The sequence below is a fragment of the Pseudomonas sp. B21-012 genome, from assembly GCF_024749305.1.
Taxonomy (GTDB): Bacteria; Pseudomonadota; Gammaproteobacteria; order Pseudomonadales; family Pseudomonadaceae; genus Aquipseudomonas.
On record NZ_CP087197.1, the window covers coordinates 3,862,920 to 3,881,576 of the forward strand.

Below are 18,657 nucleotides of genomic sequence, written 5' to 3' on the forward strand. Positions count from 1 at the left end.
CGCCCCATGTTTCGCGCCACCCTCGCCCGTCGCCTTCTAAGTGTGTTCCTCGCCTGCGCCCTGCCCGCCCTGGCCGTGGCCGATAACGGCAAGCCGCTGCGCATCGGCATCACCCTGCACCCGTACTACAGCTATGTAAGCAATATCGTCGGTGACAAGGCCGAGGTGGTGCCGCTGATTCCAGCCGGCTTCAACCCCCATGCCTACGAGCCACGGGCCGAGGACATCAAGCGCATCGGCACCCTGGACGTGATCGTGCTCAACGGCGTCGGCCATGATGACTTTGCCGACCGGATGATCGCCGCCAGCGAAAAACCCGCCATCGCCACCATCGAATCGAACAGCAACGTACCGCTGCTGGCCGCCACCGGCGTGGCCGCGCGCGGCGCCGGCAAGGTGGTCAACCCGCATACCTTCCTGTCGATCAGCGCCAGCATCGCCCAGGTCAACAACATCGCCCGCGAACTGGGCAAGCTCGACCCGGACAACGCCAAGTACTACAGCCAGAACGCCCGCGCCTACGCCAAGCGCCTGCGCAAACTGCGCGCCGAAGCCCTAGCCCAGGTCACCGAAGCGCCGGGCGCCGAATTTCGCGTGGCGACCATCCACGCCGCCTACGACTACCTGGTGCGCGAGTTCGGCCTGGAAGTCACCGCCGTAGTGGAACCGGCCCATGGCATCGAACCCAGCCCGAGCCAGCTGAAAAAGACCATCGACCAGCTCAAGGCTCTGGATGTGAAGGTGATCTTCTCGGAGATGGACTTCCCCTCGGCCTACGTCGAAACCATCCAACGTGAATCGGGGGTGAAGATCTACCCGCTGACGCACATCTCCTACGGCGAATACAGCAAGGAGAAGTACGAAGTCGAGATGAAGCGCAACCTCGACACCGTGGTGCGGGCGATCAAGGAGTCCCAGGTATGACCGTGGCCCAGCCGCTGCTCAACCGCGCCTGCGGGCCGGACATTGCCTTCGCCGAGGTCGACCTGACCCTGGGCCGCACGCGCATCCTCGACAAAGTCAGCTTCAACGTTGCCGCCGGCAGCGTGCATGCGCTGGTCGGGCCCAATGGCGGCGGCAAGAGCTCGCTGATCAAGACCCTGCTCGGGCAGATGCCGCACCAGGGCCAGTTGACCCTGACCTGGCCGGGCGACCAGCAGATCATCGGCTACGTACCCCAGGCCCTGGAATTCGACCGTGGCCTGCCAATGACCGTGGACGACTTTATGGCCGCCATGTGCCAGCGCCGCCCGGCCTTTCTCGGCCTGTCAGCCAAGGTGGCGCCGGCCATCGACGCGGCGCTGCAGCGGGTGGGCATGCTTGACAAGCGCAAGCGGCGCATGGGCGCGCTCTCCGGTGGCGAGCGCCAGCGCGTACTGCTGGCCCAGGGGCTGATCCCGGCGCCGCAATTGCTGGTGCTCGATGAGCCGATGTCGGCGCTGGACGAGGCCGGCATCCAGGTGTTCGAGCGCCTGCTGCACGAGTGGCGCGCTGCCGGCACCACGGTGCTGTGGATCGAACACGACCTGGAAGCCGTGGCACGTCTGGCCGACCGGGTCACCGGCCTGAGTCGCCGGGTACTGTTCGATGCGCCGCCGAAACAGGCACTGACCCCGGACCGCCTGCTCAGCCTGTTCTCCATCCACCCGCGCAGCGAGAGCACCGCCTGATGAACTACGAAGAATTTCGCCTGCTGATCCAGGGCTGGGCCACTGCCGGTTACCTGCCCGAGGCCCTGGCCTACGGCTTTGTCGTCAATGCCCTGCTCGCCGGCCTGATGATCGGCCCGGTGCTCGGCGGCCTTGGCACTCTGGTGGTGGTCAAGCGCTTTGCCTTCTTCTCCGAAGCGGTCGGCCACGCGGCGCTGACCGGCGTTGCCATCGGCATCCTGCTTGGCGAACCCTACACCGGTCCCTATGGCAGCCTGTTTGGCTACTGCCTGCTGTTCGGCATCCTGCTGAACTTTCTGCGCAACCGCACCGGGCTGTCGCCCGACACCCTGATCGGCGTGTTCCTCTCGGTATCCTTGGCCCTGGGCGCCAGCCTGCTGCTGATGCTGGCCGGCAAGATCAACGTGCACATCCTCGAGAACGTGCTGTTCGGCTCGGTGCTGACCGTCAGCGGCCAGGACCTGCTGGTGCTCGGCATCGTCGCCAGCCTGGTGCTGGCCCTGGCCTTGCCGCTGTACAACCGCATCATGCTGGCCAGCTTCAACCCGCAACTGGCGGCGGTGCGCGGCGTTGCGGTGAAGAGCCTGGACTACCTGTTCGTGGTGCTGGTGACCCTGGTCACGGTGGCGGCGGTGAAAGTCATCGGTGCAATTCTGGTCGGCGCCCTGCTGGTGATTCCGGCAGCGGCGGCGCGCTTGATCAGCCAGTCGCTCAAGGGCTTTTTCTGGGCTTCGGTGCTGATCGCTACCCTGAGCACTTTGGTGGGCATTTTGCTGCCGATCGTCTTCGACCTGCCGGTGCCTTCGGGTGCGGCGATCATCCTCGTCGCCGGCTGCTGCTTCGCCCTCGCCGCCCTCGCCCGCGGCCTTGTTCCACGCCTGCAAGGAAACCCGGCATGACCTTCAAACTCCAGCACCTGTGCCTGGCCCTGGCCCTGGCCCTGGCCGGCCTGCCGTCCCTGAGCCTGGCCCAGAGCGCCCCGGCAGCGGCCAAACAACAAGCGGCCGGGGTGACCGTCCTGGCTTCGCTGCCGGTGACTAGCACCCTGGCCAGCGCCCTGCTCGACGGCACCTCGGTAAAACTGCAACGGGCAGCGCCGGCGAATATTCCGGCCTCGCGCCAGCCCTCGTACTTCAGCGGCCGCGGTGGTGCCAGCCTGCAAAAGGCTGCTGGCGGCGCCGATGCGGTGATCGGCCTGCGCTCGATCTGGAGCGACGACCCGCTGTACCCGGTGGCCCGGCGCAGCAACATCCGCATCGTCGAGATCGATGCCGCGCGCCCGGTCGATGGCGCCCTGCCGGGCATCGCCGTGCAGGGCAACAATGCCTTTGCCGGCTACCCGTGGCTGAACCCGAGCAACCTCGGGCGCATGGCCGATGTGCTGGCCAACGACCTGGGGCGCTTGAGCCCGGCCGACCAACCGAAAATCCAGAGCAACCTGGCGGCGCTCAAACGCCAGTTGCTCGAGCTCAGTGCCGGCAGCGAAGCGCGCCTGGCCGAAGCGGACAACCTCAGCGTGGTGAACCTGTCGGATCGCCTGGATTACCTTGTCAGCGGATTGAACCTGGACCTGATCGACCACCCGCAGGTGGCCGATGACCAGTGGGATGCGGCGGCGCTCAAGCGCCTGGGCGATGAGCTCAAGAACCAGGAGGTGGCGCTGGTGCTGCATCACAAGCAGCCGAGCAAGGAAGTCGCCGAGGTGATAGCAGCCTCCGGGGCCAAGCTGCTGGTGGTGGAGACCGATGCCCAGGATACCCTGGCGGGGTTGAAGGCCAGTGTCGAGCAGGTGGTGGGGGCTTTGGTCGCCGGCAATGGCTGAGGGCCTCATCGCGGGTCAAGCCCGCTCCCACAGGTCCGGTGTACGCAGATCTACTGTAGGAGCGGGCTTGACCCGCGATGCTCAACGCTTCATACAGCGCTGATAGCGCTCATCCACGCGCTTGGCAAACCAGGCCGTGGTCAGTTTGCGGGTGATCTTCGGGCTTTTCAGTTCGATCCCCGGTAGCTGCGCCCGCGCCACCGCCTTGCCCGCCGCACCGTCGGCCAGGGCATACACGCCCTTGTATAAGCGGGTGTCTTCGAATTCCAGGCTGTCGCCCTTCTCCAGCTGGTTGCGGATGCTGACATTGCGCAAGTCCAGCTTCTGCCCCAGGCGCCTGGCCGCCTGCTCGGTGCTGCCGGGCATGATTGCCCCCGGCGCGATAAGGTCGCCGTCGAGCGCCAGCTTCACCCCGGTAGCGCGGCTCAGAGCACTCTGGAACGCCGCATTGCGGCTGGCGTACCAACCGGCATTGAAGTCGCCGAAGCGGTACAGCTGACGGTCATAGTGGGTGGGGTAACCGAGCAGGTGGGCGATGCCGAAATACATGCCGCCACGGCGGCTGAAGACCTCCTGGCGAATGGTTCCGGCATAGGTGTAGGGATAACCCTTGGCATGCTGCTCGGCAAAGTCGATGCTGACCTGCATCGGCCCGCCGGTACGCACCGGGTTCAAACCACCGAGCAGGGTCTTGCCCATGGGCAAGGCGCCGATCAGTTCATCAAACAGGTCACTGAGCTGTTTTTCGCTGCGCACCGCATCAAGGCGCTGGCCGTAGGTTTTGCCACTTGCCGAGCGGGTCTGCAGGGTGGCGTCGATCAGCAGTTTGGGAATGTGCAGGCTGGCGGCGCGGCGGTCGATCTCTTGCCGGGCGATGCGACCCAGGCCCGGTACTTTCGGGTCGGCCTGGAAGGTTGATTCCTGCTCGGTGACCGCCAGTACCGCGCACAGGTTGCTCTTGCTGGCGCTGAGCTGCTGCGCGGCGAAGGCGCCCTGGATATCCCGCGCCCAACCTTCACGGTCGTTGGCGCTGGCCGGCAGCAGGCGCACGATCTGCGCGCGCACCTTGGCCGGGTCCTGCTCAGGGGCTTCACCCTGGGTGACGCAACCCTGAAGCGCCAGCAGCGCGCTGATCACAACCAGCCAACCAGTTACCTGCATAAGCCCTCCCGCCGCATCGGGCAATAGCTGCACAGTAGCGGCGCGCGGACACGACTGCAATCAGCAGCCTGGTTTGCTCAGTTGCGTGCCGATGGTCACCGCCGTGATCGCCACCGGCTTGAAGCTCTGCAGGGCAGCCGGATCGAAGCTGCGCTCGCAGTTGTATTGGTTTTCCATGACGAAGTCTTCGCCCTTGTGCTTCTTCATCTCGTCTGCCCACTTGCTCGAGGCGGCGATGGCTGCGTCGTCGGTGAGCATGACCTCGGCCAGGACCTGGGTGAAGCCCACCGCATGCGGCCCTTCCCACAAGGCATACACCGACGGGTCGGCGGCGTTGCCACACATCTCCAGGCAGTCGGCGTAGAACTCCAGCGGGCCACCGGTGGATTCATGCAAGGCGGCGATGGTCAGCGGCTGGTTGGCCGCTGGCGCGAAGGTGCCGATGAACGAGCTGAGGTCGGCCTTGCAGGTCGGCGACAGCTGCAGGCGCAGGTCGTTGATGCTGCCGCCGGCGGCGTCGGCAGTAATTTCGCAGCCCTGTACCTTATAGGTGTGCTTATCACCGAAGCTGGTGCGGGCAATGCCTGCGACCGACTCGAAGTACTTGAGGTTGGTGCCGAGCATTTCACCATTGAAGACCTGGGCAACGGTGGCCTGGGCCTGGGCAAACAAGGGCAGGCAGGCCAGGGCCAGGGTCGAGCCGATAGTCAGCAATGCACGCGGTTTCATCTGAACATCCTGTAAGTAATGAAGTGGCGCGCACTGTAATGCACAGCAGCGCGCAACACCACCACCTGCGGCTCAGGACAGGATGATGTAGTCGCTGTACTGGGCCAAGGCTGCGTGCGGCCCCGGCTGCAGCGTCACATAGCGCCCGCCGACCTGGTCGACCGCCACGCAGTCGTCGACATCCAGCAACGCGTCGGTGTGCGGTTTGCTCCAGTGCCGGGCCATCTGCTGCTTGCCCTTGGCCTTGGCTTGCTCTTTGTTGCTGGCGACCACCAGCAGGTAGTGATGCGCCTCGCCAAAGCAGCCCGGCTCGTAACCGCCAAGGTTGATGAAGTACAGGCGCGGCTCGCCCGGCGCCGGTTGCAGGTCCGACCAGCCCAGCTTGAAGCCCTCTACCCCGTCGACCTCAAGCCAGGAGTCGATATGCAGGCCCTTGGCGCTGCCGAACCACTGCTCGCGCAACTGCGGGTAACAGGCCGCCAGCGACGGCCCGACGACAAAGGCCACATCGTGCACCTCGATCCTGGCCCGCGGGTGCTTGCCGCCGAGCATCACCACATACAGCATCGAAGGTGTAGCGCTCACGGCTGTTCGCCCACCATGTAGGTCTTGCTGATGTGGCGAAACTGTTCATGGGCCGAACTGCCCATCAATTCGAACACCACCATCTCGCGGGTGACGATCTGCGCCCCGGCGGCGCGCATGCGGGCAATGCCGGCGTCACGGTTGTGGGCACCGCGACAGTCGCAGGCATCCTCGACCACGAACACCTGCTTACCCAGCTCCAGCAGGCCGAGCACGCTTTGCAAGACGCAGATATGGGTTTCCATGCCGCAGACGATCACCTGCTCGCGGGCCAGCAGCGCTGCCGGCAGGCACTCGGCAGCCACGCAGGAAAAGTGCAGTTTCTCGACCACCGCAGCGCCGGGCGAAGCCTCCTTGAGCTGCGCCACGGTCGGCCCCAGGCCCTTGGGATACTGTTCGGAAAACACCGTCGGCAGGCCCAGGGTAGCGGTCGCCGCCAACAGCCAGCGGGTGCGTGCGAGGGTGCCGGCCGGGTCGCTGACCGCGCCAATGAGTTTTTCCTGAACATCGATGACCAGCAAGCTGGCCTGATTCGGCTTGATCAACATCCTCTGCCCCTGGGTTGCGGGTAAAGCCCAAGGCTCGCCCATCAGACCGCGCTGCGTCAATGCTCAAGCCGACAGCCGATGGGGCTCCAGGGCAGCGCTGAGCACGCCGAGCACGCGCGCTTCATGCTCGTGAATGAAGAAGTGGCCACCGGGGAAAATCTCCAGCGAGAAGTCGCCGACACTCTCCTGGCGCCAGGCCAGCAGTTGCTCTTCGCTGGCCTTGTCGTCTTCCCCGCCGAGCACATGCACGGGGCAACGCAGCGGCGGGCGCTGGCGATATACGTAGCGCCCGCACAAGAGGAAATCGGCGCGCAGCACCGGCAGGGTCAGGCTCATCAGCTCCTGATTGGCCAGCACCTCTTCCGGCGTGCCTTGCAAGGTGCGCAACTCGTCGATCAATACTTCATCGCTCTTGGGCTCGCGCCACTTGCCGCCGTCGTAGTCTTCACGCCGGGTGGGCGCAGCCGTGCCGCAGGCGAACAGCGCCACCGGCGGCGGACAGCCCAGCGCCTGCAGCTCGTGGGCCAGCTCGAAGGCCAGCAAGGCGCCCAGGCTGTGGCCGAGCAAGGCATACGGCTGGCTGGCCGCCAGCCGTTGCTCGCTGGCCAACTGGCGGGCCAGCACCTGCATGTCGGTCAACAGCGGCTCGCCCAGGCGCGCGCCGCGCCCGGGCAGTTCCACCGGGCGCACCTGCAACCAGGCCGGCAGCTTGCGCCGCCAGCGGCTGTAGACCATGGCACTGGCGCCGGAATACGGCAGGCACAGCAGGGTCAAGGCAGACACGGCCGCCCCTTACTGCGCCGCAGCGGTTTCGGCCATCTTCTGGCGCAGGCTCAAAGGACGCATATCGGTCCAGACTTCGTCGATGTAGGCCAGGCATTCTTTTTTCAGGCCGCTTTTGCCCACGGTCCGCCAGCCCGCCGGGATCGCCTTGTAGTCGGGCCAGATCGAATACTGCTCTTCGTGGTTGACCACCACCTGGAACACGATGTCTTCGCGGTCGAATACCGATGTCATTGCCTGTCTCCTCGATTGATTGGGCCCGTCACGCCAATGGCGAACGGTGGCTTTCAAGAGAACGAACGACAGGTGCAATAAATTAATCCGCGGTCACCAGCACACTGACCAGCTCACAACGCTGGAACGGTCCCGAAGCCTGGCTTTCGCCGCTGACCACCACCTGCACGCTGTAGGAGCCCGGCACCGGAGTGTCGAGCCAGGTACCGAGTTGACCGGCGCCGCTGCCCAGGTGCACCACCCGTTCCTGATGGGCGAGGATGTCCAGTTCCGGCAGCAAGGTATGACGCAGTGCAGCCAGGCGCGCCAGGGGTTCGGCGATGCCCTGGGCGCGGTCGAACGGCAGCGCCTGCACGGTGTAGAGCTGGTCGTCGTATTTGATCAGGGCGTCGGCCAGGCTGATGGTCGGCCCCTGCACGATGGCATGGGCGCGGACATTGCTGAGCACTTCGCCACCGGCCTCCAGGTGCACCGTCAGCGGCAGCGGCTGGCCGGCCGTGTGCCGCGCGGCCATCTCCACGCTCAGGCGGATGTCGGCCAGGCCGCTGCGCACCGTTGCCCCGTGCTGCAACGCCCCGGCGGTGCAACTGATCGATTGCCCGCTGCCGGCGAACTCGACCTGCAGGTACCATTGCCCCGGTGCCGGCTGGGGAATATTGAAGATGACAAAACCGGCACCGATGATGCTCGGCGCCCGCGGGCTGACGGCGCCGCTGGGGTCGACCAGGCTTACTGAGAGCTGATTGCCGCGCGGGCTGGCGCTGGTATAGCTGACTTCGCGGCGCGACCACACCAGCGACAATTGCGCAGCCCCCGGGCGCTGGCCGATCACCACCGGAATCAACTGGTAGCCATGCTGGGCGATATCGCACAACTGGTTGTTCAGTAGCGCCGCCCTGGCACTGGAGGCGCGGATCTGGTTGTAGACCTTCATCAAATCTACTGCCCGCGGCGCATAGAAGTAGCGGCCCCCGGTGCGCTGGGCAATCTGCTGCAACAGGTGTTGGTCTGCCTGTGGGCCGAGGGCGCAGGCCATCACCGGATAGATCGGCAGCACCTCCAGCGGTGACGGCCCGTCGTTATGCTGGCCGTCGCTGAGCAGCACGCAGGCGCGGGACAGCCGCGAGGCGTCGAGAAAACTGCGACTGTGCTGCAAGCCCAGGCCGATGGCGCTGGACAGCCCGTCAAAGGCCAGCCCGGCGACCGCAGTGGCAGCGCTGGCGGTGATGTTGAGCAGCGGGTCGACCGTGGCCAGGCCGCCGTTGCCGGTGAACACTGTGCGCGCTTTGTGGTCACAGGCGACCACCGCGAGCTTGTCGCCGGCCTTGTGCAAGCGCAGGAACGCCTGGGTGTCGATCAGCGCCTGCTCGACGTGCCCATATTGGCTCATGCTTTCCGATATATCGATGATCGGCACAACTGAAACGGTGCTCATGCCCTGTGCTCCCTGCTCATGGGCTGTTTCTGGATCATAGCCACGGTGAATACCCTGTCAAACCGCTTAACTGACATAACGCCACCATTGGTCGCCTGAGGCTACGGCCGGCAAAAGTCGCCCGGGTAGCTATATTGAAGCGCTGAGCTTGCCCTCCGTCCGCAACCTTCAGAGGTGCCTATGTACACCATCGGATATGCAGCGCAACGGCCCGACGCGCCCCTCGCCCCCTTCCCGTTCGAACGCCGCGAGCTGCGCGCCAACGACGTAGCCATGGAGATCCTCTACTGCGGGGTGTGCCACTCCGACCTGCACCAGGCCCGCGACGACTGGGGCATCAGCCGCTACCCGATCGTGCCCGGGCACGAGATCGTCGGCCGGGTCACGGCAATCGGCAGCGAGGTGAAACGCTACAAGGTCGGCGACGCCGTGGCGGTGGGGTGCATGGTCGACTCCTGCCAGCAGTGCGACCAATGCCGCAAGGGTGAAGAACAACTGTGCCGCGAGACCAACACCCAGACCTACAATGGCCTGGACCGCATAACCAGGGCGCCGACCTACGGCGGTTACTCCAAGCACCTTGTGGTGCGCGAGGAATTCGTCCTGCGCGTGCCCGAAGGCCTGGACCTGGCCAAGGCGGCGCCGCTGCTGTGCGCCGGGATCACCACCTACTCGCCGCTGCGCACCTGGAATGTCGGCCCCGGCAGCCGGGTGGCGGTGCTGGGCCTGGGCGGCCTGGGCCATATGGCGGTGAAACTGGCTGCTGGCATGGGCGCCGATGTCACCGTGGTCAGCCGCAGCGCCGACAAGCTCGCTGACGCCCTGGCCCTGGGTGCCGACAAGCTGCTGGTGTCCTCCGACGCCAAGGCCATGGCCAGCGCCCGTTCAAGCTTCGACCTGATCATCGACACCATCCCGGTGCGCCACGACGTTTCGCCCTACATGGCCTTGCTCGACATCGACGCCACCCTGGTGATCGTCGGCCAGGTCGGGCCGATCGATGAGCAACAGACCGTACCCTTGATCCTCGGCCGCCGGCGCCTGGCCGGCTCGCCGATTGGCGGGATTGCCCAGACCCAGGAGATGCTCGACTTCTGCGCCAAGAAGAACATCCTGCCCGACTGCGAAATGATCCGCATGGAGCAGATCAACGAGGCCTTCGAGCGCATGGAGCGCTCCGATGTGCGCTACCGCTTCGTCATCGATATGGACTCATTGCAGGCGCCTGCCAAGACCTGACAGCGCCTCGAGGGCTCAGGTGTTGGACTTGAGCCTGGTCCACAGCCGCGTGCTCAGGCGGGCGATGGCCGGCGGCAGGTCTTCAACGGTGAAGAGTTTTTCCATCACGCGCTTGGGTGGATAGATCGCCGCATCGTCCTTGACCGCCGGCGCCAGGAACGCATCCGCCGCGCTGTTAGGGTTGGCGTAGTGGATGCTGTTGCTGACGTTGGCGATCACCTGCGGGTCGAGCAGGTAGTTGAGGTAGGCGTAGGCGTTTTTCTCATGGGGCGCGTTTTTGGGGATGACCAGCATGTCCATCCACAGGGTCGAGCCCTCCTGCGGGATCGAATAGGCGATCTCGATGCCATTGTTGGCTTCCCTGGCGCTGGCCGCGGCCTGGACCACGTCACCGTTGAAGCCGATCACCGCGCAGATATTGCCGTTGGCCAGGTCACTGATGTACTTGGAGGCATGAAAGTACTGCACATAGGGGCGGATCTTCAGCAGCGCCTGTTCGGCCTGCTTGTAGTGCGCAGGCGTGTGGCTGTGGTGCGGCAGGCCCAGGTAGTTGAGGGTGATCGGCAGGATCTGCGTCGGGTTGTCGATGATCGCCACGCCGCACTGGCTGAGCTTCTTAATGTTCTCAACGTCAAACAACAGCTTCCACGAACGGGTGACGTCGGTACTGCCGAAGATCGCCTTGATCTTCTCGACGTTGTAGCCAATGCCGGCGGTGCCCCACATATAGGGGAATCCATACTGGTTGCCCGGGTCGTTGACCTCGAGCTTTTTCATCAGCAGCGGGTCGAGATTCTGCCAGTTGGGCAACTGGCTGCGGTCCAGCGGCTGGATCGCCCCGGCCTTGATCAGCCGCGACATGAAGTGGTTGGAGGGGCTGACCACGTCATAGCCGGTGTTGCCGGTCATCAGCTTGGACTCGAGCACCTCGTTGCTGTCATGAATGTCGTAGGTGGCCTTGATACCGGTCGCCTTGGTGAAGCTGGGCAAGGTGTCGTCGGCGATGTAGCCGTTCCAGTTGGAGATGTTCACTTCTTCTACCGCCTGGGCGGCAGTGGCACAGGTGGCGAGCAAGGCAACCAGGGGCAGGGCTTTGAATGGCATGATCAATCACCTTTTGGCGAGCTTTGTTTTTGTTGGGCTAGGTGGGTCAGATTTCGGTTCTGGCTCGCAGCGCTTCCACGCGCATACGCAGCATGGCACCGATGTCGAGCAGCGGCTTGGGCGGCAGCCAGCCGGGTTGTGCGCGGGCCATGACCGAGGTCAGCAGCGGTGAGCTTTGGCCGCTGGCAAGCTCTGCCAGCAAGCGCCCCCACAGGGTGCCGCGGGCGACACCCGAACCATTGCAGCCGGCCACGGCAAACACGCCCTCCTCGACCCGGGCGAAATACGGCTGGCCGGAGCGCGAGGCGCTGAGGTGGCCGCTCCAAGTGAACTGGATATCTTCGGCGCCAAACCACGGAAAGCGCCGCTGCAGGCCGCGCAGGTGGTGCCGCTGACGCTGGGCCAGTTCACTCGGGTTGAGGTCGCGGGCACGGTATTCGGCAGTGTTGCGGATCATCACCCGACGGTCCGGAGTCAGGCGTACTGTGGCGCCCAGCGGCCGGGTCGAGAGCACGCCCCAGGGCTCGACGTTGCCGATGGCGCGGAACTCGGCGTCGGTCATCGGCCGGGTGAGGCTGGCGCTGAGCTCCATGGCAAAGGTGGCGCTGTGATCGATGCCGGCACGCGGGATAAAAGCGTTCAGGCACACCAGCACCTGCTTGGCTTCGATACTGCCATCGGCAGTATTGGCGCGAATCCCGCCCTGGCCGAGGCGCTCAAGGCCGCTGATATCGGTGTCTTCGTACAGCGTGACACTGGCTGGCAACGCATCGAGCAAGCCTTTCACGTACTTGGCCGGTTGCAGCAAGGCATTGCCGTTGGCGCACCAGATCGCTGCCTGGTAATGACCGCTACCAAGCCTGTGCTTGAGCGCCGCGCCTTGCAGGAACTGCGCCTCGGCACCCACGGCACGCAGGGTTGCCAGCTTGGCTTCGACCTGGCTGAGTTTGTCTGGGTCGTTGACCGCAAAAAAGTAGCCGTCGTCACGAAACTCGCAGTCGATGTTGTGGCGCGCGATGCGCTGGCGCACTTCGTTGCTGGCGGCCTGGCCGATCGTGGTGTCGATTTCGTAGTCGGCAAAGCCCGGGCGCCCCAGCAGTTCGCTGTCTGCCGGGTGCTCATGGGCGACGACAAAACCGGAATTGCGCGCCGACGCGCCTTGCGCAGCGCTCTGGCGATCGACCACGACAACCCGCGCCTGCGGGTGCATCTCGGCCAGGGCATGGGCGGCGCTGAGCCCGGTGATGCCGGCGCCGATCACCAGCCAGTCGGCTTTTTGTGCGCCGCTCAGGCGAGCGCGTGCCGGTGAACTACCCGCCAGGGCAATCCAGCCACATTGGTTTTTCATGCATCACCTCTCGACCTGTATGCACACAGCGCATGGACGCTTTATGCTGGTGGCGGTTGCCATGGCCAGAATTTAAAAGGTCTGTGCCGATTCAACCAACGTTATAAATTCATCGGGGCATTCGAAAAACGCATGGATAAAGTTCGCCACCTGCCTTCGCTGCAAGCCCTGCAGGCGCTGGTCGCCGTTGCCGATGCCGGCAGCTTCACCCAGGCCGCGCACCGCCTGTGCCTGACCCAGAGCGCGGTGAGCCGCAAGATCCAGTTGCTGGAGAGCCACTTTGGCGTGGCCATGTTCGTGCGCAGCAGCCGCAGCCTGCAGCTCACCGCCGAGGGCGAGCAGGTGCTGGCCAGCGCGCGGAGCATTCTTGAGCAACTGCAAAGCCTTGAACAACGCCTGTCGCCGCAACAGCGCCCGTTCCGCATCCGCATGCATGTGTCGCTGGCGGTGCGCTGGTTGCTGCCGCGGCTCAACGAGTTCTATCGCTTGCACCCGGACATCTCGCTGTCGATCGAGACCGTGGCCACGGAGCTTGTCGAGCCGGGCAGTGACAGCGATGCCTACATCGTTTACCTGCCGGCGCCGTCCAGCGATCCGGCCTGCTCGACGCTGTTCGAGGAAACCCTGGTGCCGGTGTGCAAACCCGGCATGGGGCTGGGCTCAGAGGCCGGCCTGAAGCGCTTCGCCTTGCTCCATGGCTCCACCGACCAGCAGACCTGGAGCCAATGGCTAGCGGCGCGGGGTAACAAGGCGCTGGCGGATTACCGGCACCTGCCCTTCAACCTCGACGAACTGGCCCTGGATGCGGCAGCGCGTGGCCTGGGGGTGGCGATGACCGACCTGACCCTGGCGCAGGAGTCGATCGATCGTGGCGTGCTGGTCGTGCCGTTCGGCCAGCCGCTGAAAACCGGCGGGGTCTATTCGTTGTGCCTGCAGGCGGCAGGGGCCGGGCATCCGGCGTGTGCGCTGGTGATGCAGTGGTTTGCCGAGCAGAGCGGTGGCTGATCCTGTTACATTCTGTGCCTACTCCACCTTCTAGAGCCTGAAAATGGATCTTCACGCACTGCTTGCCTTCACCCTGGTTGCCGCGATTGCCATCGCCAGCCCTGGCCCCGCCACGCTGATGGCGATCAACAACAGCCTGGCCTATGGGCCGCGTTTCGCGGTGTGGTCTTCGCTGGGCAATGCCAGCGGGCTGTTCTGCCTGTCGGCGGCGGCCATGCTCGGCCTCGGTGCCCTGCTGGCCAGCTCCGAATGGCTGTTCAACGCGGTGAAGATCCTCGGCGCCGGCTACCTGTTCTACCTCGGTGCCAAACAGCTGATGAAAAAGAGCCCGATGCTGGCGAGCGACGTTACCGCAGGCCAGGAACAGGTCAAGCCATCGCGCTTGAAGCTGTACAAATCGGCGTTCCTCACCGCTGCCACCAACCCCAAGGCAACGATGTTCTTCACCGCGCTGTTCCCGCAGTTCATCGACCAGAGCGCCGCGCTGCTGCCGCAGTTCCTGATCCTTACGGCGATCTTCATGGCCTTGTCGCTGACCTCGCTAAGCCTGTACGCCGCCCTCGCCTCGCGGGCCAAGGGCGTCCTGACCCGGCCGGCGTTCTCACGCTGGGTCAGCCGGGTGGTGGGTTCGACGTTTATCTGCTTTGGCGCGGCGATTCTGACCATGCGCCGTCAGGGCGCTTGATCCGCAGAGCGGCGTAAACCTTGTGGGCGCTGGCCTTGCCAGCGATCGAACGCGTAGCGGTCGCAAGTCGGGCAATAATTGATGTGTTGACTGAAGCGGCCGCATCACACCACGCTGGCGCGCTGCAGGCTGCTGACATGCCCCACTCCGCCCGCCTGTAGGCGGCTGACCAGATCGGCACGAGCCGCGCCGCCGCCGGCGCGGATGTATTCAAGCTCCGCCGCGGTGATCAGCACCACCGGTACCAAGGTGACGGGCGATAGCGGCATGTCTTGAAGGCGGGTCGGGAAGTCTGGCGCCGGGCCGCCCAACAGTACGCCGATGCTGTCGTCGTCGGTGACGAAGTGTTTGGGCACCTGACTGGCTATGTGGTGCGATTCACTGAACCCGGGCAGTTCCAGGGACAGCGCGCCGTAGCGCTCCAACTGCTGGGTAATGCCACCGGCATCGGCCACGGTCTTGGCGATGTTCTCGATCAGCTCGAAGGCCCAGCTGCGCTTGAACGGGTCGACTTCGCCCAACGGCCCACGGGCATGTTCGGGAATGTCCGGGGTTTCGACGAACAACTCCATCTCGAAACCATTGCCCTGCCCCTGGTCATCGTCGAACGGGTCGGACAAGCCTTCGGTTGCCAGGATGATCGAGTCGCCACGGCGCACCACGCGGTAGGCCTGGCGGGTCGAGGGCCAGTGCGGGCCACCGGCAAAGCTGGGGCTGATGAGGTAGGCCAGGACATCGCGCTCCACTGTGCCGACACTGCTCCAGTGACGATCCAGGCAGGCTTCGCTGGCAAGCCTGGCGGCCTGGTTGTCGGCTTCAGCTTGCAGGATTGGCGGAGTTTCCTGGGACGCTGGCTGTTTAAATGCGTCGAGCAGTTTTTTGAAGATGTTCATCGGCGATCCTTGCGAAGTGGACAGCAATGCTAACCACTCACTAGCATCCGTACTACCCTTGGCCAACCAGCAAACCGATCTGATGCCTCCTGCGCTGAAAACCTGCTGGCCCTCAAGCTGGCGCAACGTGCCCGGCATTGACTACAGCGCGCCGACCCTCGACCTGCAGGCCCTTGTGCCGAAAGCCGGCGACAAGACCTGGGCGCAGTTCGACCGGCACGATGCTGTGCAGGCTGGCGAGACCGTGCAACTGCTATGGTGCCCGCCGCTGTCCGCCGTCAATGGCTGGAGCGAACAGCCTTCGGAAATTGCCCAGAGCTACTTGCTCAAGGCAAAGGTGCTCTGCAGCAGGGGCGACAGCCATGAACTCGACATCCTTGGTAGCGAGCAACTACTGCCCATGCTCAGGTCGCTGCCACACGAGCAGAGCGCCTGGGCACTACAGCAAGTCGCTGGCGAGGAGGCGCAGATCTTTGCCCTGGAGGAAGCCTGCTGGAGTGCCTGCGCGGTGGTCGGGGGGCTGACCTACCTGAGTGCCTGCACGCCGTTTGAAGCACATATGGAGCTGCTGCTCGAGGCGACAGGCGATGAGGTTTTCGGGCTGTTCTCGGCGCATGTCGACCCGGGCGGCGCTTTCTATTCGTTTGGCCGGCGCACGCTGGAAGGTCGGGAGCTCATGGCGGTTGAGCAGGCGCTGAAGGCTGCTCGGCCACTCAAAGACCTACACGACAACTACCTGCGAAGCTAAGGTTTGTACGAAAAGTCGCCGAGCGGCGATCAGGCAAGGCGAAAACAGGCGAGGAACGGCCGGGGTCGCGCACGACTTTACGAGTTGTAAATGAGCATTCCGAGCCTGTTTTCAACGCAGCATGATCGTCGCGCAGGCACTTTTCGTACAAAGCCTAAGGGCCTACTGGCCAAGCAACTCCCGCGACATCAACCACTGCGCCTTGCCCCACGCCTCGAACTGCTCGCGCACGCTCCAGCCGCGTTTGGCGTAGTACGCGCTCTGGTCATGGGTGTGCAGGTACAGGGTGGCCACGCCGCGCTCCCGGGCCTGCTGGCAGATTCCTTCAATCAGTTTTTCCGCCAGGCCTTGCCCGCGCGCTTGCGGTTCAACCAGCACACACGCAAGCCAGGGCCCAAGCTCCGGGCGCCCGGGCAAGTCGTCGCGGGCCAGCGCGGCGCCACCGAGCAAGTGGCCATCGTGCAGCGCCACCAGGCATTGCCAGTCGCCATTGCGCTGGCCCTCGGCAAACTCGCGCTGCCATTGCTTGAGCGGGATACCGGCGTATTCGTAGCTGAACTGCCGGTACAGCCGTTCAGCGAAGGCGTCGCAGTGCTGCAAGTGCTGTTCAAGCCATTCCAGGTTCGGCATGTGATGTCCTTTTTTGTGTTTTGGCTCAGGCGCCAGAGCGCTCGGGCAACAGGCTACGGTCAAACACGAACGGCGTCTCGGCTTTTGGCGTGTGTTCGAACAGTTGCTGCGGCCGGCCCATTTTCGGGAAGTTCTTTTCGCCGGTGTCGCGAATCCAGCCTTCGTCCTTCATGCGCTCCAGGCGCTTGCGCAGGGAGGTGTTGTTGACCGGGTGACCCAGGCAAGCCTGCACCGCGTTCAAGGCATCGAGCACGGTGAAGCGCTCCGGCGCCAGGTACAGCGGCAGGTTGGTGTACACCGCCTTGGAGGCCAGGCGCTCGCAGGCCAGTTGCACCAGCAGGTTGTGGTCGAACGGCAGTACCCGCTTGCGGCCGATGACGCTGGCGACGTCGACAAAGCACAGCTGCTCGCTGCCGGCCTCGACCTGCGGGCCCAGCAAGGCCAGGTAGTAGGTGCTCATCGACCAGCCGCGCGGGTCGCGAAAGGCGTTGCCTTCGGTGCCCACCTGCTCCAGGTGACGCGGCAAAATCCGCGCTTTTTCGCTCATCGCCCGGTCAGCCGCGGCCGCCAGGGTGTTGTCCGGGGTGCGGCCGTTGACGATCACCCCCGGCAGCGCCCATTCACCTTCGTGGGGCGCGCGCTCGCGCCGGTACAGCAACACTTGCAGCTGTTTGCTTTCGGGATGCAGGCGCAACGCGACGATGTCGACGCTGGCCAGTACTTCTGCAGCACTCACTGTGGACTCCTATACACCTCAAACTCGTCAACGATGTCGGCCAGGCACCAGGCCGCCGGCAGCGCCTGGCCACTGCGCAGGCCGGCGCGGATCGCCGAGCTGTGCACGCCCAGTTGCTCCTCGGCTACCAGCAGGCCGAAGTCCGCCAGCAGTTCCTGGCCTCGGTAAAAGCCCGCGACATTGGCCTGGTTATCCTCGCCGATGACCAGGGCAATATCAGCGCGGGCAATACCGCTGCGCTCGCTCAAGGCACAGAGCACATCATAGCTGTACACCGCCCCGCCCTCGCCGCCCAGCTCTCGCTCCACCGCCGAGCAACTGACCCGCGGGTTATCCAGGCGCGCGATCAGCCGCTGCAACCAGCGCCAGCGCAGGTCGAAGTCGACCATGCGCTTGCCATGGGCATGCCGGTAACTGGGCACCACGAGCACCTGCTCGGCCCACTGCAGCGCCCGGGTGATCACGCTCAAATGCCCGGGGTGCGGCGGGTCAAAGGCCCCACCGTAGACCGCCAGGCGAAACCGCACCGGAGCCGACTCATATATTTCACTATGCATACTATATCCACCATGATTGCTTGTGAAAAAGAAAAAGCGGTTGACATACATATTACACCTAGTGAATTATGTGTCCACACCCAGCGCAGGAGGCACCGCATGAAAATCGCCAGCTTCGATGTCGACGCCCAGAACGGCTTCACCGACAACGCCCCCCATGAGTTACCGGTACCCGGCGGCGCCGAGATCGCCCCGGCCCTCAACGCCATGGCCGAACGCGCCAGCCTGCGCATCGGCAGCAAGGATGCGCACACGCCAAAAGCCGCCTGGGTGGTCGGCAGCCACGCCGAGATGCTGCAGCCGCTGGGCATGGCCAACGCCGACCTGACCTGGGTCAGCCACTGCGTACCGGGCACCCCGGGCTTCGAGCTGCTGGCCGGCCTGCCCGCGCCGATCGACTACGACTTTTTCGTCTGGAAAGGCATCGAGCCCGACCTGCACCCTTACGGCGCCTGCTACCACGACCTGGCCAACCGCCGCTCCACCGGAGTCATCGAGTACCTCAAGGTGCACGGCGTGCAGGCGGTGATCGTCGGCGGCCTGGCCCTGGATTTCTGCGTCAAGAACACCGCCCTGCAATTGCAGGCTGCAGGCTTGCAGGTGTTTCTCTACCAACCGGCGTGCCGGGCGATTTGCGCCCAGGGCGGCGCCGAGGCCCTGGCCGAGATGACCGGGCACGGCGTGATCGCCTGCGCCGACCTCGCCAGCCTCGACCAGCAACTGAACGCATTCAAGGGAGCATGAA

At 64.7% G+C, this 18,657-nt stretch carries 22 protein-coding genes; 9 read left to right on the top strand and 13 right to left on the bottom strand.

Features of this window, described 5'->3' with window-relative positions; all coding sequences use genetic code 11:
- The first annotated feature begins 6 nt into the window (after positions 1–6).
- From LOY37_RS17450 to LOY37_RS17465, 4 genes are read left to right on the top strand one after another with little or no spacing between them, the layout of a single operon-like run.
- Positions 7–924 (top strand): metal ABC transporter substrate-binding protein, encoded by a 918-nt coding sequence (locus LOY37_RS17450; protein WP_258715394.1) that lies wholly within the window; start codon positions 7–9, stop codon positions 922–924.
- On the top strand, positions 921–1,670 hold the full coding sequence (locus LOY37_RS17455; RefSeq protein ID WP_045194621.1) for a metal ABC transporter ATP-binding protein: 750 nt from the start codon (positions 921–923) through the stop codon (positions 1,668–1,670). Before LOY37_RS17450 ends, LOY37_RS17455 begins: the two co-directional genes overlap by 4 nt.
- Positions 1,670–2,569: a metal ABC transporter permease gene (locus LOY37_RS17460; RefSeq protein WP_038994524.1), complete on the top strand. Its 900-nt coding sequence runs from the start codon at positions 1,670–1,672 to the stop codon at positions 2,567–2,569. Before LOY37_RS17455 ends, LOY37_RS17460 begins: the two co-directional genes overlap by 1 nt.
- Positions 2,566–3,492, top strand: coding sequence for a metal ABC transporter solute-binding protein, Zn/Mn family (locus LOY37_RS17465; protein WP_258715395.1), 927 nt, complete (start codon positions 2,566–2,568; stop codon positions 3,490–3,492). The genes LOY37_RS17460 and LOY37_RS17465 overlap by 4 nt, the downstream gene beginning before the upstream one ends.
- Before the next feature lie 81 nt (positions 3,493–3,573).
- Here LOY37_RS17465 and LOY37_RS17470 read toward each other — a convergent pair whose 3' ends face one another.
- The 7 genes from LOY37_RS17470 to LOY37_RS17500 all read right to left on the bottom strand — a co-directional run bounded on the left by LOY37_RS17470 (position 3,574) and on the right by LOY37_RS17500 (position 8,967).
- Positions 3,574–4,653 carry a DUF1615 domain-containing protein gene (locus LOY37_RS17470; protein ID WP_045194627.1) on the bottom strand — a complete coding sequence of 360 codons (1,080 nt, stop codon included), beginning with the start codon at positions 4,651–4,653 and terminating at the stop codon, positions 3,574–3,576.
- Between the two features lie 60 nt (positions 4,654–4,713).
- Positions 4,714–5,382, bottom strand: a complete 669-nt coding sequence (locus LOY37_RS17475) for a hypothetical protein (RefSeq protein ID WP_258594161.1) — start codon at positions 5,380–5,382, stop codon at positions 4,714–4,716.
- 72 nt (positions 5,383–5,454) lie between these two features.
- Complete coding sequence (locus tag LOY37_RS17480; RefSeq protein ID WP_045194631.1) at positions 5,455–5,949, bottom strand: DUF1543 domain-containing protein; 495 nt, start codon at positions 5,947–5,949, stop codon at positions 5,455–5,457.
- Positions 5,950–5,963: 14 nt separating this feature from the next.
- The gene (locus LOY37_RS17485) at positions 5,964–6,515 is read right to left on the bottom strand and encodes a hydrolase (protein ID WP_045194633.1); all 552 of its coding nucleotides are present in this window, start codon (positions 6,513–6,515) and stop codon (positions 5,964–5,966) included.
- A 63-nt stretch (positions 6,516–6,578) separates the two neighbouring features.
- A complete protein-coding gene (locus LOY37_RS17490; RefSeq protein WP_045194635.1) occupies positions 6,579–7,298 on the bottom strand; it encodes a thioesterase II family protein in 720 nt (239 codons plus the stop codon).
- 9 nt (positions 7,299–7,307) lie between these two features.
- Positions 7,308–7,532: an MbtH family protein gene (locus LOY37_RS17495; RefSeq protein WP_038994517.1), complete on the bottom strand. Its 225-nt coding sequence runs from the start codon at positions 7,530–7,532 to the stop codon at positions 7,308–7,310.
- Between the two features lie 82 nt (positions 7,533–7,614).
- On the bottom strand, positions 7,615–8,967 hold the full coding sequence (locus LOY37_RS17500; protein ID WP_258715396.1) for a VWA domain-containing protein: 1,353 nt from the start codon (positions 8,965–8,967) through the stop codon (positions 7,615–7,617).
- Between the two features lie 180 nt (positions 8,968–9,147).
- On the opposite strand from LOY37_RS17500, the gene LOY37_RS17505 reads away from it, so the two are divergent.
- Complete coding sequence (locus LOY37_RS17505) at positions 9,148–10,206, top strand: NAD(P)-dependent alcohol dehydrogenase (protein WP_258715397.1); 1,059 nt, start codon at positions 9,148–9,150, stop codon at positions 10,204–10,206.
- 15 nt (positions 10,207–10,221) lie between these two features.
- On the opposite strand, the gene LOY37_RS17510 is transcribed toward LOY37_RS17505, so the two are convergent.
- Together LOY37_RS17510 and LOY37_RS17515 are read right to left on the bottom strand one after the other, a co-directional pair.
- Positions 10,222–11,310: a polyamine ABC transporter substrate-binding protein gene (locus LOY37_RS17510; protein ID WP_258715398.1), complete on the bottom strand. Its 1,089-nt coding sequence runs from the start codon at positions 11,308–11,310 to the stop codon at positions 10,222–10,224.
- A 46-nt stretch (positions 11,311–11,356) separates the two neighbouring features.
- Positions 11,357–12,658, bottom strand: coding sequence for an FAD-binding oxidoreductase (locus LOY37_RS17515; RefSeq protein WP_258715399.1), 1,302 nt, complete (start codon positions 12,656–12,658; stop codon positions 11,357–11,359).
- A 132-nt stretch (positions 12,659–12,790) separates the two neighbouring features.
- Between LOY37_RS17515 and LOY37_RS17520 the strand changes: the two genes are divergently transcribed.
- Positions 12,791–13,663 (top strand): LysR family transcriptional regulator, encoded by an 873-nt coding sequence (locus LOY37_RS17520; RefSeq protein WP_258715400.1) that lies wholly within the window; start codon positions 12,791–12,793, stop codon positions 13,661–13,663.
- Between the two features lie 43 nt (positions 13,664–13,706).
- Complete coding sequence (locus tag LOY37_RS17525; protein ID WP_258715401.1) at positions 13,707–14,348, top strand: LysE family translocator; 642 nt, start codon at positions 13,707–13,709, stop codon at positions 14,346–14,348.
- Positions 14,349–14,452: 104 nt separating this feature from the next.
- Here LOY37_RS17525 and LOY37_RS17530 read toward each other — a convergent pair whose 3' ends face one another.
- Entirely contained in the window at positions 14,453–15,241 is a 789-nt protein-coding gene (locus LOY37_RS17530) for a suppressor of fused domain protein (protein ID WP_258715402.1), read from the bottom strand.
- Between LOY37_RS17530 and LOY37_RS17535 the strand changes: the two genes are divergently transcribed.
- Positions 15,234–15,989, top strand: a complete 756-nt coding sequence (locus tag LOY37_RS17535) for a hypothetical protein (RefSeq protein ID WP_258715403.1) — start codon at positions 15,234–15,236, stop codon at positions 15,987–15,989. The genes LOY37_RS17530 and LOY37_RS17535 overlap by 8 nt on opposite strands.
- Before the next feature lie 162 nt (positions 15,990–16,151).
- Here LOY37_RS17535 and LOY37_RS17540 read toward each other — a convergent pair whose 3' ends face one another.
- The 3 genes from LOY37_RS17540 to LOY37_RS17550 are packed head-to-tail and all read right to left on the bottom strand — an operon-like array spanning position 16,152 to position 17,912.
- The gene (locus tag LOY37_RS17540; protein ID WP_258715404.1) at positions 16,152–16,619 is read right to left on the bottom strand and encodes a GNAT family N-acetyltransferase; all 468 of its coding nucleotides are present in this window, start codon (positions 16,617–16,619) and stop codon (positions 16,152–16,154) included.
- Positions 16,620–16,644: 25 nt separating this feature from the next.
- Positions 16,645–17,355 carry an NrtR DNA-binding winged helix domain-containing protein gene (locus tag LOY37_RS17545; protein ID WP_093381042.1) on the bottom strand — a complete coding sequence of 237 codons (711 nt, stop codon included), beginning with the start codon at positions 17,353–17,355 and terminating at the stop codon, positions 16,645–16,647.
- Complete coding sequence (locus LOY37_RS17550; protein WP_258607477.1) at positions 17,352–17,912, bottom strand: adenylyltransferase/cytidyltransferase family protein; 561 nt, start codon at positions 17,910–17,912, stop codon at positions 17,352–17,354. The genes LOY37_RS17545 and LOY37_RS17550 overlap by 4 nt, the downstream gene beginning before the upstream one ends.
- A 99-nt stretch (positions 17,913–18,011) precedes the next feature.
- Between LOY37_RS17550 and LOY37_RS17555 the strand changes: the two genes are divergently transcribed.
- Positions 18,012–18,656 (top strand): nicotinamidase, encoded by a 645-nt coding sequence (locus LOY37_RS17555; RefSeq protein WP_258715405.1) that lies wholly within the window; start codon positions 18,012–18,014, stop codon positions 18,654–18,656.
- Position 18,657 lies beyond the last annotated feature (1 nt).

What these genes read in the sequence shown, in the direction of transcription:
- LOY37_RS17450 (WP_258715394.1), top strand. Translation starts at nt 7, where the DNA reads ATGTTTCGCGCCACCCTCGCCCGTCGCCTTCTAAGTGTGTTCCTCGCC.
- LOY37_RS17455 (WP_045194621.1), top strand. Translation starts at nt 921, where the DNA reads ATGACCGTGGCCCAGCCGCTGCTCAACCGCGCCTGCGGGCCGGACATT.
- LOY37_RS17460 (WP_038994524.1), top strand. Translation starts at nt 1,670, where the DNA reads ATGAACTACGAAGAATTTCGCCTGCTGATCCAGGGCTGGGCCACTGCC.
- LOY37_RS17465 (WP_258715395.1), top strand. Translation starts at nt 2,566, where the DNA reads ATGACCTTCAAACTCCAGCACCTGTGCCTGGCCCTGGCCCTGGCCCTG.
- LOY37_RS17470 (WP_045194627.1), bottom strand. Translation starts at nt 4,653, where the DNA reads ATGCAGGTAACTGGTTGGCTGGTTGTGATCAGCGCGCTGCTGGCGCTT.
- LOY37_RS17475 (WP_258594161.1), bottom strand. Translation starts at nt 5,382, where the DNA reads ATGAAACCGCGTGCATTGCTGACTATCGGCTCGACCCTGGCCCTGGCC.
- LOY37_RS17480 (WP_045194631.1), bottom strand. Translation starts at nt 5,949, where the DNA reads ATGCTGTATGTGGTGATGCTCGGCGGCAAGCACCCGCGGGCCAGGATC.
- LOY37_RS17485 (WP_045194633.1), bottom strand. Translation starts at nt 6,515, where the DNA reads ATGTTGATCAAGCCGAATCAGGCCAGCTTGCTGGTCATCGATGTTCAG.
- LOY37_RS17495 (WP_038994517.1), bottom strand. Translation starts at nt 7,532, where the DNA reads ATGACATCGGTATTCGACCGCGAAGACATCGTGTTCCAGGTGGTGGTC.
- LOY37_RS17500 (WP_258715396.1), bottom strand. Translation starts at nt 8,967, where the DNA reads ATGAGCACCGTTTCAGTTGTGCCGATCATCGATATATCGGAAAGCATG.
- LOY37_RS17505 (WP_258715397.1), top strand. Translation starts at nt 9,148, where the DNA reads ATGTACACCATCGGATATGCAGCGCAACGGCCCGACGCGCCCCTCGCC.
- LOY37_RS17510 (WP_258715398.1), bottom strand. Translation starts at nt 11,310, where the DNA reads ATGCCATTCAAAGCCCTGCCCCTGGTTGCCTTGCTCGCCACCTGTGCC.
- LOY37_RS17515 (WP_258715399.1), bottom strand. Translation starts at nt 12,658, where the DNA reads ATGAAAAACCAATGTGGCTGGATTGCCCTGGCGGGTAGTTCACCGGCA.
- LOY37_RS17520 (WP_258715400.1), top strand. Translation starts at nt 12,791, where the DNA reads ATGGATAAAGTTCGCCACCTGCCTTCGCTGCAAGCCCTGCAGGCGCTG.
- LOY37_RS17525 (WP_258715401.1), top strand. Translation starts at nt 13,707, where the DNA reads ATGGATCTTCACGCACTGCTTGCCTTCACCCTGGTTGCCGCGATTGCC.
- LOY37_RS17535 (WP_258715403.1), top strand. Translation starts at nt 15,234, where the DNA reads ATGTTCATCGGCGATCCTTGCGAAGTGGACAGCAATGCTAACCACTCA.
- LOY37_RS17530 (WP_258715402.1), bottom strand. Translation starts at nt 15,241, where the DNA reads ATGAACATCTTCAAAAAACTGCTCGACGCATTTAAACAGCCAGCGTCC.
- LOY37_RS17540 (WP_258715404.1), bottom strand. Translation starts at nt 16,619, where the DNA reads ATGCCGAACCTGGAATGGCTTGAACAGCACTTGCAGCACTGCGACGCC.
- LOY37_RS17550 (WP_258607477.1), bottom strand. Translation starts at nt 17,912, where the DNA reads ATGCATAGTGAAATATATGAGTCGGCTCCGGTGCGGTTTCGCCTGGCG.
- LOY37_RS17555 (WP_258715405.1), top strand. Translation starts at nt 18,012, where the DNA reads ATGAAAATCGCCAGCTTCGATGTCGACGCCCAGAACGGCTTCACCGAC.